Raw genomic sequence first — 14,554 nt, 5'->3', positions numbered from 1 at the left:
ACTCTGGTTACCCCCCCCTCTCACAGACAAAAACACCTTTAATAACAAGTTTTTACATAAAACAACATCTCTCCCCCTTCACAGCAGAAGGTCACTATACCGCTGATTTAATTGAATTTTATTCAAAAAACCTCGCACTTCTATGACCATGAGCAGATTTCGACCTGCCAAAGAGCGGGTCAGCCTAAAGACTAATTCAAAAACTCTTTCTATAATCGAAAGATAGCCAAATTCAGCTCAATTTATGATCAGACTAATCTATTTTTCGGGGATTCAAGCATGAGTACAGGCAGCCTTTCACATCAGGTAGAAGCCTATTATGGTTGGAAGAAAAACTTAATCCGCGAGCTAGCCAGATATCAAGACTGGCTACAGAGCAATGAACTCTATTCAGATGACATCGCCAGTCGTCTGCAGCGAGGCATTAAACTCCTTAAGGAAGATGAGCTGACGCTTGCCTTTGTAGGTGAGTACTCCCGAGGAAAGACGGAGCTGATCAATGCACTCTTTTTCTCTGAATTTGGTCAAAGAATGCTGCCCTCCCAGGCTGGACGCACAACCATGTGCCCAACTGAAATTTTTTACGACCGAGCCAGCGGAAAGAATTATCTTACTTTACTGCCAATCGAAACCCGAAAGGAAGAGTCAACACTCGCTCAACTAGACAAACAGCCAGAGCGGTGGACCACCATTGAGCTGGATATCTCTTCACCTGAGACCATGAAAAGCAGCCTTGATGAAGTCGCTAAAACCCATAGCGTCAGTATTGAAGAAGCCAAAAGCCTCGGATTTCATGAAGACATGCTTGATCATGACCCCAACAACAGGAATATGGTAATCATCCCGGCTTGGCGACACGCCAAAATCAGCATGCAAAACCCATTGTTGGAGCGCGGCTTGAGAATACTGGACACCCCAGGTCTCAACGCACTCGGGTCAGAGCCTGAACTAACAATCAGCATGATCCCCAGCGCCCATGCGGTGATTTTCCTACTCAGCGCTGATACCGGTGTCACCGCCAGTGACCTGACCATCTGGCAAGATTACATAACCACTGATAACGCAGACCACAGTGCCGGGCGGTTCGCCGTTCTTAACAAAATCGATGTATTGTGGGATGACCTTCAAGGCGAAGAGTACGTTCAGCAGTCAATTAAGAAGGTTCAAGAATACACCGCAGACCACCTCAGCATGGCCGTTGAGGATGTTCTTCCCCTTTCTGCAAAGCAGGCGTTGATTGGCAAGGTGAAAGGAGATCAAGCCCTCTACGAGAAAAGTGCACTGCCACAACTCGAAACCTTAATCAGCGAACGCATCCTGGCGGAAAAAGAGCGACTGATTACCAAAACGTTGCTCAATGACATTCTGGGTATGCTACAGAATAGCCAGGCCATACTCTCTGCCCGTATGCAGTCACTGTCAGAGCAACTGGAAGAGTACCAGGATAAAGGTGTCAGCAAAGAGCTGATGAAAGACCTGACCGAAAAAACCCAGAAAGATTACGACTTCTACTACAAAAAGCTCATCACACTTCGCTCCAGTCGGCGTCTAATGAAGTCGCAAGGTGAGATACTGCAGAGCCTGATATCGGAAGAGCGGCTTGAAGAGCAGATTCGCAACACCCGTGAACGGATGAAAGATAGCTGGACCACCATTGGTATGAACCGGGAAATGGGTAAGCTATTCGACTTTATAGACCATGACCTCAACAATCTGGCCAGCGAAGCACGACTTGCGGAAAAAATGGTGTTGTCGATTTACAAACGGTATACCGAAGACACCCGAGCGCAGCACCTGCACCCCAAGCCGTTTTCTACCGCAAAACACGTACGCGCATTGCGAGAGCTTAAGAGTAAAGCCGACAGTTTCCGCCGCGACCCGCGCAATATCATGACAGAGCAAACGTTATTGATTAAACGCTTCTTCGACACGCTAGTGGGCGAAGCGAGACTTATTCATAACCGGATTTTGCATGAGTCCACCACCTGGCCTGATGAAGCACTGCTACCGATCATGCAATACACACTGGAACAGAAACAATTGCTTGAGCACCAAATCAGGCGCATCAAGGCTCTCTCTCGCAGTAATAAAGATGCCAAGGCTCAACGCGAGCAGCTGAAAGCGATGATCAACGACAACCAGAAACAGCTGATGATTGCAGAAAGTATTCAGCGCCATTTCCGTAAGCCTGCCCCGGTTCAGCTACAGCAGAAGGTAGTCAATATTGCAGGGCTAGCAGGCTAGGACGTAAATAGCACGGGGTACCATTGCAACCAATAATTGCCCTGAAAGAAGGTACGGCAGAAGCAGGGTTTGGCTTCCAAATCCTGCCATTTCTTCAGTTAATAACCGTGACTGACCACTTTCCCCTTGCCACCCATAACGGCTTACCTTTACACTGCCTTTCCACGGTTATTAACGCACTCAGATATTAACGCACCCAGAAAGAGCCAATGCCCGAAACACTACCGATAGATTCAGTCGGTCTGGTGACGCCCCAGACAATACATTTTGACCAACCGTTAACACTTCAATGTGGTAAGGTGCTGCCAGAATATGATCTGATATACGAGACATACGGCCAGCTGAATAGCGATGCCAGCAATGCCGTTTTGATCTGCCACGCATTAAGCGGACACCACCATGCGGCAGGCTTCCACTCAATGGACGAAAAAAAGCCAGGCTGGTGGGATAGCTGTATCGGCCCCGGAAAACCCATTGATACCTCTCGTTTTTTTGTCGTTAGTCTCAATAATCTGGGCGGCTGCCATGGCAGTACCGGCCCCACCAGCATTAACCCCGACACGAATGCACCCTACGGCCCTGAGTTTCCGGTCGTTACCGTTAAAGACTGGGTGGTTAGCCAGGCCCGACTGGCAGATAAACTGGGCATTCAGCAGTGGGCCGCTGTCATTGGAGGTAGCTTGGGCGGTATGCAGGCACTGCAATGGTCGATTGACTACCCTGAGCGTATCAATAATGCAGTTATTATAGCCTCGACCCCTAAACTGACCGCTCAGAATATCGCATTTAATGAAGTGGCCCGAAAAGCGATCACTTCAGACCCATCATTCCATGACGGCCGCTATTTCGAGCACGATACAATCCCAAAGAAAGGGTTGATGCTGGCTAGAATGGTCGGGCATATCACCTACTTATCAGACGCCGCCATGGGCGAGAAGTTTGGCAGGGATATGCGCAACAAAGCCTTCAAGTTTGGATACGATGTTGAGTTTGAAGTCGAGAGTTACCTTAACTACCAAGGTGAACGGTTCTCCGAAAACTTTGATGCCAACACTTATCTACTGATGACGCGAGCACTCGATTATTTTGACCCGGCAAAAGACTACGACGGCGAGCTTAAAAACGCATTAACAAAAGCCCTGTGTAAATTCATGGTTATCTCCTTTAGTACTGACTGGCGTTTTTCACCCGAGCGCTCGGAAATACTGGTGGATGAGCTAATCAAGGCAGACAAACATGTGAGTTACACCGAAATCGATGCACCTCATGGGCACGATGCATTTCTAATCCCGACACCTCGTTATATGGATGTGTTTTCCGCTTTCATGAACCGTGTTGCCAAGGAGTGTTGCTGATGCGTGCCGATCTAAAAATCATCGAACAGTGGGTTCAACCCAAATCAAATGTCCTTGATGTTGGCTGCGGCGATGGCACACTGCTAGAGCACTTGCAGAATAATAAACAAGTCAAGGGTTATGGGCTTGAAATCAGTGCATCAAACATCACAAGCTGCATCAATAAGGGTGTTAATGTACTGGAGCAGAACCTTGACGCCAAAGGCTTGTCTAATTTCCAGAGCAACCGCTTTGATACCGTGATAATGACGCAGGCACTGCAAGCCCTAAGGCAGCCAGACGTCATGCTTGATGAGATGTTGCGATTAGGCAAAGAGTGCATTGTGACGTTTCCAAACTTCGCCTACTGGCGAACGCGGTTTTACTTAATGCGTAAAGGCCGAATGCCAATATCCGAAGCATTGCCCTATACTTGGTATAACACGCCAAATATCCATTTGTGCACGTTCAAGGATTTTGAGGCGCTATGCGTACAGAAAAACATTCATATCCTCGACCGCACCGTTGTGGATAGAGAGCATCAGGATCGCTGGTTCATTCATATGTGGCCAAATATGCTTGGCGAGATCGCAATATACAGAATTACCCGCTAACGGACAGGAGGCGTTATGTTTATTTCAGCTCAAGCTCGTTTATCTTCGCAGCCAGGACAGTCTTCATACGTGGCATCTATGCTAACCACCCTGACAATGATGCTCTCCACGCTGCCGCGCTACTTAAAACTAATGATCGCTGTCAGCTCACTGTTATTTTTGGCAAACCAGAATGCCTTTGCCGAGCAAAAAGAGAGCTTTGGTGACTACGAAGTTCACTACAGCGCGTTTGCCAGCACATTTTTAACGCCCGACGTAGCAAAGCAATATGACATCGTTCGCAGCCGGGCAGTCGGCGTCGTCAATATCAGTGTGTTGAAAAAGGCAAAGTCTGGAGTGTTTGAGCCTACAGCCGCTCAAGTTGAAGGTATGATGATCAACGACATTCAACAGCAACAACATCTGGGTTTTCGACGAATTAAGGAAGGCAAGGCAATCTACTACATTGCTGAAATTCAGTATTTGCAGGGAGAAGTGCTGACATTTAATGTTTCAGCAATACCCGAAGGGCAGAAGAAGCCATTAAAGCTGCGTTTTAGTCAAACGTTTTATAACGACTAGTCGTCACCAACGACAGCGGCAAATTAATTGAGAGTCAATCGACACCCTGAGAGAAATAGCAGATATGAAAGTGGTTTTGGCAAGTGGCAACAAGGGTAAACTTAACGAATTCAACCAACTGTTAAACCCGCTAGATATCGAGGTGTTGCCACAGTCCGAGTTTAACGTCACTTCGGTTGAAGAGACCGGGCTCACGTTTATCGAAAACGCCATCCTCAAAGCGCGTCATGCCAGTGAAATATCCGGGCTTCCCGCCATTGCAGATGATTCAGGGCTGGAAGTTGATGCCTTAAATGGTGCGCCCGGTATCTACTCTGCCCGCTACGCAGGAGACGAGGCCAATGATGCGGCCAATAATCAAAAACTTCTGCAAGAACTCAGTGGCGTGACACCTGAAAACCGAACGGCCCGCTTTCAATGCGTACTGGTCTACCTTAAACATCCGGCAGACCCCACCCCTATCGTTTGTCAGGGGAGCTGGGAAGGCACCATTCTTGAAGCTCCGGCGGGTGAACAGGGCTTTGGTTACGATCCATTGTTTTGGGTTCCCTCAAAGCAGTGTTCATCAGCAGAGCTTAGTCGCGACGAGAAAAACAGCCTGAGCCATCGAGGTCAAGCGCTGCGAAAGCTTATCAAGCTGATGTCTCAAGGTTAAAAACGGGTTAAACACGGTCGTTCAAGAACAGTTGATTGTCTGCGTCGATGCATTGCAGATCGAGATTCTCAGAATCGGCCCCCAGGTACAAGATGTAAAACATGATTCAACTTACCGAATTGCCGCCACTCAGTCTCTACATTCACACCCCTTGGTGCATTCGAAAATGCCCGTACTGCGATTTTAACTCTCACACCAGCCAACAGATTCCGGAAAACGCCTATTTGGCCGCACTCAGCTGTGACCTGGAGCACGACCTGCGTTTTGTTCAAGGAAGACCGCTGGGTTCGATATTTATCGGTGGTGGGACGCCCAGCCTTCTCTCTCCTGACTTTTATCGTGAACTTCTTAGTCGAATCAAAGGCCAAATAGACTGGGCAGATGATATCGAGATCACCATGGAGGCCAACCCCGGAACCGTCGAGCAAAAGAGCTTCGCAGGATACAGAGAAGCAGGCATCAACAGGCTTTCGTTAGGTATTCAGAGCTTTGATGAACAAAAACTGCAAGCGCTGGGCAGAATACATGGCGGCAATGAGGCACAGCAGGCGATCACCATCGCCCAACAAAGTGGTTTCGATAATTTTAATCTCGATCTGATGCACGGCCTACCGGGTCAAACCGAAGAACAAGCACTGCTTGATCTGGAGATAGCCTTATCTTTTGCCCCCCCTCACCTGTCTTGGTACCAGCTTACCATTGAACCCAATACCGCGTTTTACAGCCGGCCTCCCACCCTGCCAGAAGACGATGAATTGTGGCAGATACAAGAAGCCGGACAAGCACTTCTCAAGCGTCATAACCTAAACCAGTACGAAGTGTCTGCATACGCCACAGCAGGGCACCGGGCCAAACACAACCTAAACTATTGGCAGTTTGGTGACTATTTGGGGATCGGCGCCGGCGCTCATGGCAAAGTTTCGGTTATTGAGTCTTCTGAGCCCACCATTTTGCGCTACCAGAAAACCCGGCAGCCCGATGCCTACCTAAAACGGATTGACAGCTACCGGGCCTCAAGCCAGCAACTGGCCGCCGAAGACCTGCCCCTTGAGTTCCTGATGAACGCCATGCGCTTGAACGAGGGTGTATCAGAAGCGCTATATTCAAGTCATACCGGCCTTCCTGTCGAGACGCTTGAACCAGCCCTGTCCCAGGCAAGAAAAGACGGACTGATCGAACCGGGACTGTTGCAAGCAACCCCAAAAGGCCACCTTTTTCTCAATCAGCTATTAGACCGGTTTTTGTAATCAGGTTATCGATTCGCACGATACGGCCCCAACTATTTTCGTTCTAAAAAAAACAAGCTATAGTGAAAGCTGTCTTCATCATTTATGTGCCGCGCGCGTAACAGGAATAACCTCTCGATGTATTTTAGGGAATACAACCAAACCCGGTTTCTAATTGTCGATAGCAATATCAAGCTACGGATGATTATGGAGGAGTACCTGAAGTCTTATGGTGCCTGGTTTATTGATTTTGCATCTGACGGCGTCGAGGCGGTCGAAAAATGCCAGAACGGCATGTTTGATGTGCTGTTATGTGACTACAATCTCGGTGCAAAAAATGGCCAGCAGGTACTGGAAGAACTAAGGCATCGGAAGTTCCTCAAACACGCGTCGCTTTTTATCATGATGTCTGCTGACACCACCAAAGACATGGTACTAGGCGCCATCGAGTATCAACCCGACGCCTACATTAGCAAACCAATTACCCGTGACTCGTTAAAGCAGCGGCTCGACAATCTGTTGATAGACTCGGAAGCGCTTTACGACATCAAATACGCCATGGATTGCGATGATATTGATGAGGCTATTTACCTCTGCGAACAGAAAATACGCAAACGAAGCAAGTACTCCAGCTGGTGCCATAAAACCAAGGCCACGCTGCTGCTGCAAACCCAACGCTATGAAGAAGCCAAGGCTGTTTATAATGAAGTGCTCAAAACACGTCCTCTGTTATGGGCAAAAATTGGCTTGGCAAAAGTCGCCATTTTAGAAGAACAATACTCCATCGCAGAACCCATTCTGCAAGAAATTCTTGAGCACAACCCGCTTTGTTTGATCGCCTATGATTTGCTTGCAGACATATTCGTTGCAACCAAACGAAAAAAAGCCGCACAAGACACACTTTTTGAAGCTGTATCCCATTCACCGAGAGCCATTCAGCGTCATGTTCGATTGGGTGAACTTTGCCTGGAAAATCAAGACTACGAAATCGCCACTGAAGCATTCAGAAATGCGACTGAGCACGGCGAACAATCGGTTCACCAAAATGCCAATAACTATCTTAACTTTGCCCGCTGCCTGCACGAAACCTCTACAGCATTAGAACATTCACTAAAGCTCAGTCGATCCGAAGAAGCTTTGGCGGCAATTAACAAAGCTCAAAACCGTTTTGGCGAAGAAGAAAGCGTCGGTTTCCAATCAAACATGATCAAAGCACGTGTCCATCAAACCTGTGACCAGGAAGATCAGGCAGAACAGGCACTAAACGAAGCCCAAAATTTTTATGTAATGATAGCGGCAGAACTACCTCCTGAAGTGGCCATGGAGTATGCCCAAACCCTTTTTACAATGAATAAAGAAGACGATGCAGAGTTGGTGTTAGCGCAAATTTCCGCCATCCATGGCAATAACCCAGACGTACTGAAGAAAATTGAGGCATTAAGGGATGAGCCGGTATCGTGGCAAAACCGCGCTAAGGCGGCGGAGCTGAATAAAGTTGGCATTCACCATGTTGACTCAGGCAATCATCGCGAAGCAATTGAAGTCTTTCAAGATGCGCTGACCTATTCCCCGAAACACCCGGCACTCAATTTAAACATGACACAGGTGTTGATGAAGCTTATTCCGTCTGAGCAAGACAGCAGCGAAAGCATCAAACTCTGCCAGCAATGCCTGGACAGAGTCAGTCACATCAAAGAAGATCACAAACAGTTTAAGCGTTACCAGTTTTTAAAAGGCAAATTAGAACAGCTAACGGCGGTAAGACACTAAGTGTAAAGCAGCCTTGCCAAACGCAAGGCTAAGTCGATACTAACCGATTCGCTTAAAAATAAGATCCCAGACACCGTGACCTAATCGCTCTCCCCGTTTTTCAAATTTGGTGGTGGGGCGATAGTCTGGCCGTGGCGTATATTGACCTTCGCCGGATATGTTTTCATACCCTTCGGCGGCTGACATAACCTCCATCATATGCTCCGCATAGTTCTCCCAGTCAGTGGCCATGTGGAATATTCCACCTACTTTTAACTTTTGGCGAATCTTTTGTGCGAAGTCCGGTTGTACCAACCGGCGTTTATGATGCCGTGCTTTATGCCAAGGGTCAGGAAAGTAGAGCTGAACACGGTCAAGCGAACCATCGGGAATACAACACGCCAAGACTTCATTGGCATCGTCACAGAAAAGACGAATATTATCGAGCGAATTCTCTTTCATCGTGCATAAAATTGCACCGACACCCGGACGATGAACCTCTACCCCGATATACCCTGTATCTGGGCTATTGCCAGCCATCTCTGCCAGTGACCCACCCATGCCAAAACCGATCTCCAGCACCACTTGAGAGTGATCACCGAAAAGCTCAGAGTAGTCAAGCATACCATCATCGAGTGAGCAGCCTTTCTCTGGCCATAACTGATCCCACCCTTTCTGCTGCCTTAAGGTCATTCTGGCACCACGAATAACAAAGCTTCGTATTGGGCGGTGATGGCGCTTTGTTTCTGAATCAGTCATAGCTCTCTCTTTGGCGTCTTGTCTGGCGTTCAATTACGCTACATATGTGAAAATTAATGCCAGCGCATGATAAAAGTGAGCCAAGTAATAATCAAGTTGAAAGGGTATAAATGCCCACACCCCTGCAACCCAAGCCCGATTTCAACCGTGCTTCCTTGCTTCAAGGCGATATGGCTCACACAACGTAGCCGTGATGCAGCAAGTAGAATCAAGGAACACCCGACTTTCGACTTTCGACTTTACGAATACTTCGTGTTTAAATCAGTAAAACGACTAAAGACAAGCAGGTGTATTTATGGAACAGCACCATATTGAACTAATCAGGCAGACCATCGCGCTGGCACAACAAAACATTAGGCAAGGCCAAGGCGGGCCTTTTGGAGCCATCATTGCCAAAGATGGGGTTGCAATATCATCTGGCTGCAACAACGTGACAACCGGAAACGACCCCACCGCACATGCAGAAATTGTCGCGATTCGCAACGCCTGCAACAAACTCAAAAGCTGGGATCTAAAAGGGTATGAGCTATATTCCAGTTGCGAGCCATGCCCGATGTGTCTGGGCGCGGCATACTGGGCTGGCGTCAGTAAGATCTGGTTTTCTGCAAACCGGGAAGACGCGGCTCTGGTTGGATTTGATGACGACTATCTGTATCAGGAAATAGCAAAACCGGTTGGGCAACGAAGTATGGCCATGTCTGTACTGATTCCCGCTGAAGGTCAGGCCCTTCTGCAAGAGTGGCTGAGCATCCCAAACCGGGTTGAATACTAGGCGGAAGTACAAAATAAATTACAGTCTCTTCGGCTTCGCCAATCAAAATCAATAGTTAACATAAGCCAAGCGCCAACACTCGCAACCCCCACAAAAATAAAGTGCGATAGTCTACGCAGTCAACAACCCGCCCATTGACTCAACAAAGCGTTTTATCTCGTCTCTGACATGTCGATAACACTGCAATTTATCACCGTTCTCCGCCACCTTTTCAGCTAGCTTTGGCGGATCATCAAAAGGGGTGTGAACCACCTTTGTTGCACTGGTAAACGAAGGACAGACCTGGTTTGCATGGTCACAGACCGTAAAAACCAGATCAAAAACAATATCATTCAAGTCTTCAATATGCTTTGAGTAATGCCCTGAAATATCAACGCCCGACTCAGCCATCACTGCAACCGCATGCTGATTAAGCCCGTGGGTCTCGACACCGGCCGAGTAAGCCTCAACCTGATCACTTAACAGCGCTTTAGACCACCCTTCGGCCATTTGGCTTCGGCACGAGTTTCCTGTGCACAAAAATAGAACTTTTTTCTTTCCTTGTGTCTGCACCTACATTACCCCTGTATTCATTCAATCAATCCAACCACTGGCAACTGCTTTAAATCTCTTTTTTCGACTCGTCCTTATAGATTTAGTTCAACCACTACAAAATCATTAGCTTAGCAGAAAAATAATTAGCTGAACGCCCCCCTGACAAGAGGATATTTCAAAGTAACTATCAAGCAACCAAACAACTACCCCTTTTGGCATACTCAATGCATAAAATAATAGAAATTTTTTAATGGATTCCAAATATGCTCAACACGAACAATAACAGCACGACAGACGCCAACATGCTCTACCTGCAACACAAGCTGCGCCTTGAAGGGATTGCCACCAGCAAAAAGTTATTGGATTTAATGCTTGAAATACAGCGCCATCGGGCGGCAAGCCTGGCATCCCTAGGCGGCGACCTGTTTTTTGAGAACAGACTGTATAACATCCAGAAAGCAACCACCCAGCATCTGACAGACCTCAGTCAGAACAAGGAGAGCCTGCTCACAGAGCCTGAGTTACAGCAACTGAACGGAGAATGGGTAACCATTCGAAGGCAGTGGCAAAAAGACAGTGTAATGCAGAACTTTCTGCTTCACAGCCACCTAATTAATTTAATCCTGAAAATTAATGCGGAACTCTTTGAGCGTGCGGGGCACTCTAAACTTGATGAACACCACCGTGCACTTGCCAGCTACTGTTTATGCGACCTACCCCGCCTGATTGAAGCGGCGGCGCAAGCGAGAGGGCTAGCGACTCACTGCGCGGCACAGAAATCCAACACAGAAAGAACCGTTTCAAAAATAAAGTACCTGGCAGATGAGATACGCCAGCTAGAAGCCAAGTCCCAAGCGAAAATCGTTCATAGCAGTGCCGAAAACTATCGAATAACTCAACAAGCCAGGGCTTCAAATAACAACCAACAAAGCATGAACATTTTTTTGGGCCTGCTGAAAACGCACTTCACCCATATGAATGATCCACAACTCCTGTCGGACGAAATATATACCGTTGGAAGCCAGTTCATTATGGCAACTCATGACCTGCTGCTAAAAACCTATAACCTGATGGGTAAAAACATGGACAGTGAACTGTATGAGTGGATATTTCGCCCCAGCCACTACTCATAGGTATTGGGCGCTGATTTAACACGCACCCTCATGGTAGGGAACCTCTGACAATACTTTAAAACCTCTCCACCAGGCTTACTCAGTCAGCTGATTGCCCCTGCAAATTCAGTTGTCTCTATTCGGCCACACCCGCTTAAACCGTTTTCTGCACCATCTCGGTGCCCATCCCCACCATAATCAGGCACCTAAAAAACAGATAAGCGCACCAAACCTGAACCAAATACTCCATTAGGAGTGCAACATTATTAACTTATTGCCTGAAAAGATTCGCAAAAACACACCAAAAACACACCAACTTATTGTTACATATAACAATATATAAATTATGGCACATACATTGAAATACCCATAAATAAGTAATTTAAATAGCCTAATAAAGGAGTCCCCATGGGCATTTCTACCGCGACCAAAAGCAAGTTACAGAAACTCATCTTGTCAGTATCCATCTCTGCCACACTGAGTTTACCCGCAATAACGCAGGCTGCAGAGCCAGAAAAAGAAGACCTTAAGTTCGGTTTTATAAAATTAACCGATATGGCACCACTGGCCATTGCTTATGAAAAAGGCTTCTTTGAAGACGAAGGGCTGTTTGTTCAACTTGAAGCACAGGCCAACTGGAAGGTGCTTCTAGACCGGGTTATTACAGGAGAGCTTGATGGTGCTCACATGCTGGCCGGGCAACCCCTTGGCGCAACCATTGGATTTGGCACGCAATCGCACATCATCACCGCATTTAGCATGGATCTAAACGGCAATGGCATCACCGTATCCAATAAGGTATGGGAAGAGATGAAGCCCCACATACCAAAAGACGCCGACGGTAAGCCTGTTCACCCGATCAAAGCCGACTATTTAAAGCCCGTTATCGAAAAATACAAAGATGAAGGCAAACCATTCAACATGGGTATGGTGTTTCCGGTATCCACACACAACTATGAGCTTCGCTACTGGCTCGCGGCAGGTGGTATCAACCCGGGCTTATACGCACCACACAAAGGTGATACATCAGGGAAAATTGACGCAGACGCACTGCTCTCTGTCACACCGCCACCTCAAATGCCCTCAACCATGGAGGCAGGCACTATCGAAGGTTACTGTGTGGGCGAACCATGGAACCAGCAGGCAGTATTTAAAGGCATTGGCGTGCCCGTTATTACCGACTATGAGATCTGGAAAAACAACCCGGAAAAAGTATTTGGCGTAAGCAAAGGGTGGGCAGACAAGTACCCAAATACCCATATTGCCGTTGTTAAGTCTCTAATCAGAGCAGCGCAGTGGCTGGATGCTAACGACAACGGCAACCGTCCTGAGGCCGTTAAGATTCTCTCGCAACCAAACTATGTAGGAGCAGACTACGACGTCATTGCTAACAGCATGACCGGTACATTTGAGTATGAGAAAGGAGACAAACGCGCTGTTCCCGATTTCAACGTATTCTTCCGGTACAACGCAACCTATCCCTACTACAGCGATGCCATCTGGTATTTAACCCAAATGCGCCGCTGGGGACAGATTGCCGAGCATAAGCCCGACAGCTGGTATATGGATATCGCAAAAAGCGTCTACCGCCCTGATATTTATGCCCAGGCAGCCAAAGAGCTAATCGCAGAAGGCAAGCTACAAGCCAGCGACTTTCCGGACTTTGCCACTGAGGACGGCTTTAAAGCACCGCAGTCAGAGTTTGTTGACGGGGTTACCTACGACGGCAAACAACCCAATGCGTACCTGGAAAAGTTTTCAATTGGCCTGAAAGGCAGCGAGAAGATTTAATCCGCTCATCTATGAGGCGTCAAATATGAGGTGTCAAACGCACCTCATACCACTGCAGCATTGATAAATGCGCTGCTGTTAATAATTGCCACCACAAATGACTAAAAAGGTGACAGCCTATGTCCACACGAATTACCCATTTCTTTGAGTCTACCGGGCTTGGCTGGCTGACTCCTGTACTAAAACTTGCCCAGGGAGAGAAGCCCGGCGAGCAACTGAATATTATCTTTAAGTCGCTTGGTATTCCGCTACTGGCATTTGCACTATTTCTGTTTCTTTGGGACGTTTCGGCATCGAGGGTCAATACAAGCCTTGGGCAGGTGCCGGGGCCAAGTCAGGTAATAGAGCAGGCTAAAGGGCTCATTGCTGAACATCAGGCTGAACGCGAAAAAGAGGCTGCCTTCTATCAACGACAGGAGAAGCGAAATGCAGCAAAGCTGGAAAAGAACCCGGAAGCAACCGTTAAATGGCGTGACTACAACGGCCGCCCGACTTACCTTGACCAGATATGGACCAGTCTCTACACCGTCTTTACCGGCTTTCTGCTGGCGAGCTTTATTGCCATTCCGATCGGCATAGTTTGCGGCCTGAACCGAACCGTCTATTCTGCTCTGGATCCGCTTATTCAGATTTTTAAGCCGGTTTCTCCGCTTGCCTGGCTGCCTATCGTCACCATGGTGGTAAGCGCCGTGTACGTCAGTGACGACCCGCTATTTGCAAAATCGTTTGTTACATCAGCCATCACCGTCACGCTTTGCTGCCTATGGCCAACACTCATCAATACAGCTGTGGGTGTCAGTTCAATCGATAAAGACTTGATCAATGTGAGCCGGGTACTGAGGTTGAACTGGTTTCAAAAGCTGAGCAAAGTCGTTTTGCCCTCTTCTATTCCGATGATATTTACCGGCCTAAGACTTTCGCTAGGCGTTGGCTGGATGGTACTCATTGCCGCAGAGATGCTGGCCCAAAACCCCGGACTCGGTAAATTTGTATGGGACGAGTTCCAAAATGGTAGCTCGAACTCCCTTGGCAGAATAATGGTCGCCGTACTTACCATCGGTTTTATCGGGTTTGTGCTAGACCGGTTGATGCTCACACTGCAAAAACGGGTTTCATGGGATAAAAACGCCATCCTTAAATAATACGTAAAGAGAGCTTTGCACGACGTTATGAGCGAATCAAAGACAAAACAACCTTAATTCG

The 14,554-nt window shown here is 47.7% G+C and carries 14 protein-coding genes; 12 read left to right on the top strand and 2 right to left on the bottom strand.

Annotation, left to right across the window (positions count from 1 at the left end; all coding sequences use genetic code 11):
- Nucleotides 1-279: 279 nt before the first annotated feature.
- From MY523_RS19815 to MY523_RS19780, 8 genes are all read left to right on the top strand, one after another.
- On the top strand, nt 280-2,244 hold the full coding sequence (locus tag MY523_RS19815) for a dynamin family protein (RefSeq protein ID WP_250656409.1): 1,965 nt from the start codon (nt 280-282) through the stop codon (nt 2,242-2,244).
- Nucleotides 2,245-2,267: 23 nt separating this feature from the next.
- Entirely contained in the window at nt 2,268-2,435 is a 168-nt protein-coding gene (locus MY523_RS19810; RefSeq protein WP_250656408.1) for a hypothetical protein, read from the top strand.
- 18 nt (nt 2,436-2,453) lie between these two features.
- Nucleotides 2,454-3,599, top strand: a complete 1,146-nt coding sequence (gene metX, locus MY523_RS19805; RefSeq protein WP_250656407.1) for a homoserine O-succinyltransferase MetX — start codon at nt 2,454-2,456, stop codon at nt 3,597-3,599.
- Nucleotides 3,599-4,192 (top strand): methionine biosynthesis protein MetW, encoded by a 594-nt coding sequence (gene metW / locus MY523_RS19800; RefSeq protein WP_250656406.1) that lies wholly within the window; start codon nt 3,599-3,601, stop codon nt 4,190-4,192. The genes metX and metW overlap by 1 nt, the downstream gene beginning before the upstream one ends.
- 15 nt (nt 4,193-4,207) lie before the next feature.
- Nucleotides 4,208-4,753: a DUF4426 domain-containing protein gene (locus MY523_RS19795; protein ID WP_250656405.1), complete on the top strand. Its 546-nt coding sequence runs from the start codon at nt 4,208-4,210 to the stop codon at nt 4,751-4,753.
- A gap of 64 nt (nt 4,754-4,817) precedes the next feature.
- A complete protein-coding gene (locus MY523_RS19790) occupies nt 4,818-5,408 on the top strand; it encodes an XTP/dITP diphosphatase (protein ID WP_250656404.1) in 591 nt (196 codons plus the stop codon).
- A 101-nt stretch (nt 5,409-5,509) separates the two neighbouring features.
- The gene (gene hemW / locus MY523_RS19785) at nt 5,510-6,655 is read left to right on the top strand and encodes a radical SAM family heme chaperone HemW (protein WP_250656403.1); all 1,146 of its coding nucleotides are present in this window, start codon (nt 5,510-5,512) and stop codon (nt 6,653-6,655) included.
- Nucleotides 6,656-6,772: 117 nt separating this feature from the next.
- A complete protein-coding gene (locus MY523_RS19780; RefSeq protein WP_250656402.1) occupies nt 6,773-8,404 on the top strand; it encodes a tetratricopeptide repeat-containing response regulator in 1,632 nt (543 codons plus the stop codon).
- Between the two features lie 39 nt (nt 8,405-8,443).
- Here the strand turns inward: MY523_RS19780 and trmB are convergent, their stop codons facing one another.
- On the bottom strand, nt 8,444-9,142 hold the full coding sequence (gene trmB / locus MY523_RS19775) for a tRNA (guanosine(46)-N7)-methyltransferase TrmB (protein ID WP_250656401.1): 699 nt from the start codon (nt 9,140-9,142) through the stop codon (nt 8,444-8,446).
- A gap of 295 nt (nt 9,143-9,437) precedes the next feature.
- On the opposite strand from trmB, the gene MY523_RS19770 reads away from it, so the two are divergent.
- Nucleotides 9,438-9,914, top strand: a complete 477-nt coding sequence (locus MY523_RS19770; protein WP_250656400.1) for a nucleoside deaminase — start codon at nt 9,438-9,440, stop codon at nt 9,912-9,914.
- A 111-nt stretch (nt 9,915-10,025) separates the two neighbouring features.
- Here the strand turns inward: MY523_RS19770 and MY523_RS19765 are convergent, their stop codons facing one another.
- Nucleotides 10,026-10,466 carry an arsenate reductase ArsC gene (locus MY523_RS19765; RefSeq protein WP_250656399.1) on the bottom strand — a complete coding sequence of 147 codons (441 nt, stop codon included), beginning with the start codon at nt 10,464-10,466 and terminating at the stop codon, nt 10,026-10,028.
- 245 nt (nt 10,467-10,711) lie between these two features.
- On the opposite strand from MY523_RS19765, the gene MY523_RS19760 reads away from it, so the two are divergent.
- The 3 genes from MY523_RS19760 to MY523_RS19750 all read left to right on the top strand — a co-directional run bounded on the left by MY523_RS19760 (nt 10,712) and on the right by MY523_RS19750 (nt 14,493).
- Entirely contained in the window at nt 10,712-11,581 is an 870-nt protein-coding gene (locus tag MY523_RS19760; RefSeq protein ID WP_250656398.1) for a hypothetical protein, read from the top strand.
- Nucleotides 11,582-11,968: 387 nt separating this feature from the next.
- Complete coding sequence (locus tag MY523_RS19755) at nt 11,969-13,351, top strand: CmpA/NrtA family ABC transporter substrate-binding protein (protein ID WP_250656397.1); 1,383 nt, start codon at nt 11,969-11,971, stop codon at nt 13,349-13,351.
- Nucleotides 13,352-13,470: 119 nt separating this feature from the next.
- Nucleotides 13,471-14,493 (top strand): ABC transporter permease, encoded by a 1,023-nt coding sequence (locus MY523_RS19750; protein ID WP_250656396.1) that lies wholly within the window; start codon nt 13,471-13,473, stop codon nt 14,491-14,493.
- Nucleotides 14,494-14,554 lie beyond the last annotated feature (61 nt).

Origin of the sequence: Alkalimarinus coralli, from assembly GCF_023650515.1 — a bacterium.
GTDB lineage: Bacteria > Pseudomonadota > Gammaproteobacteria > Pseudomonadales > Oleiphilaceae > Alkalimarinus > Alkalimarinus coralli.
This window is presented reverse-complemented; position numbering and strand designations above follow the sequence as displayed.